Raw genomic sequence first — 1,034 nt, 5'->3', positions numbered from 1 at the left:
GGAGGCCCGTATTGTGCTGGGCGGCCTCGCGGTCGGCCGGTAGAGTGGGCAGGTCATGGCTAAAGAGACAGGTCGTAAGCTCATCGCGCAGAACAAGAAGGCGCGGCACGACTATCACGTGCTGGATACGTACGAATGCGGTCTGGTGCTGACCGGCACCGAGGTGAAGTCGCTGCGGCAGGGCCGCGCGTCCCTGGTGGACGGCTTCGGGCAGCTCGACGGCAGCGAGGTCTGGCTGCACAACGTGCACATCCCGGAGTACGCGCAGGGCACCTGGACCAATCACAGCGCGCGCCGTAAGCGGAAGCTGCTGCTGCACCGCGCGGAGATCGACAAGCTGATCGGCAAGACGCAGGAGACCGGTGTCACGCTGGTCCCGCTCGCCCTGTACTTCTCGAACGGGCGGGCGAAGGTCGAGCTGGCGCTGGCGCGCGGCAAGCGGGAGTACGACAAGCGGCAGACGCTGCGGGAGAAGCAGGACCGCCGCGAGGCCGAGCGGGTGATGTCGGCGGCGCGCCGCCGACAGCGCGCGTGATCCATGCCGTATACTGGACGTGTGTGACGCGCACCGTCGTCGGACCCGGTCGTCGGGCCGGGATGATCCGGGGCGGGCTGCTTGTTAACTCAACATGGGGATGATCGGTTTCGACAGCGGATGTCGAAGCAGGGGAAGCGAGCCGAGGAAGCGGCAATGATCTCGTTAACCACATGCCGCAAAAAAATAATCGCCAATTCTCAGCGCGATTCCTTCAGCCTCGCTGCCTAAGTAGCGACCGCGAAGGTGCCGGCCCGGGGTTGTTCCCGACCCGGTGTTTCCGGCATCAGCTAGGGAACTCACCAATGGCTCCGGTCACGGGAGCCTGCGGAACATCACACAGTGACTGAGCCCGTCGGAGACTTGTCCGCGTGATCTCCGGGGCCGAGAAAATCATCAGCGGACTGCGCTCGGAGAAGCCCTCCTTCTGCTCCGTTGGACGCGGGTTCGATTCCCGCCATCTCCACGACTGTCGAATGCGACAACCACCCCGTTCCGG

1 protein-coding gene and 1 other RNA gene are annotated in these 1,034 nt (G+C 64.8%); both read left to right on the top strand.

Annotated elements, in window-relative coordinates; all coding sequences use genetic code 11:
* Window positions 1-55 precede the first annotated feature (55 nt).
* Window positions 56-535 (top strand): SsrA-binding protein SmpB, encoded by a 480-nt coding sequence (gene smpB / locus BN2279_RS09715; protein WP_059008311.1) that lies wholly within the window; start codon window positions 56-58, stop codon window positions 533-535.
* A 96-nt stretch (window positions 536-631) separates the two neighbouring features.
* Window positions 632-1,004: a transfer-messenger RNA gene (gene ssrA / locus BN2279_RS27580) on the top strand.
* Window positions 1,005-1,034: the final 30 nt, after the last annotated feature.

Source organism: Streptomyces specialis (assembly GCF_001493375.1).
Taxonomy (GTDB): Bacteria; Actinomycetota; Actinomycetes; order Streptomycetales; family Streptomycetaceae; genus Streptomyces; species Streptomyces specialis.
Note: the sequence above shows the minus strand (reverse complement) of the source record. Positions and strands in the feature narration are given on the sequence as shown.

Bases quoted from the DNA above. Each gene is read 5' to 3' on its own strand.
- smpB (WP_059008311.1), top strand. From the start codon at position 56: ATGGCTAAAGAGACAGGTCGTAAGCTCATCGCGCAGAACAAGAAGGCG.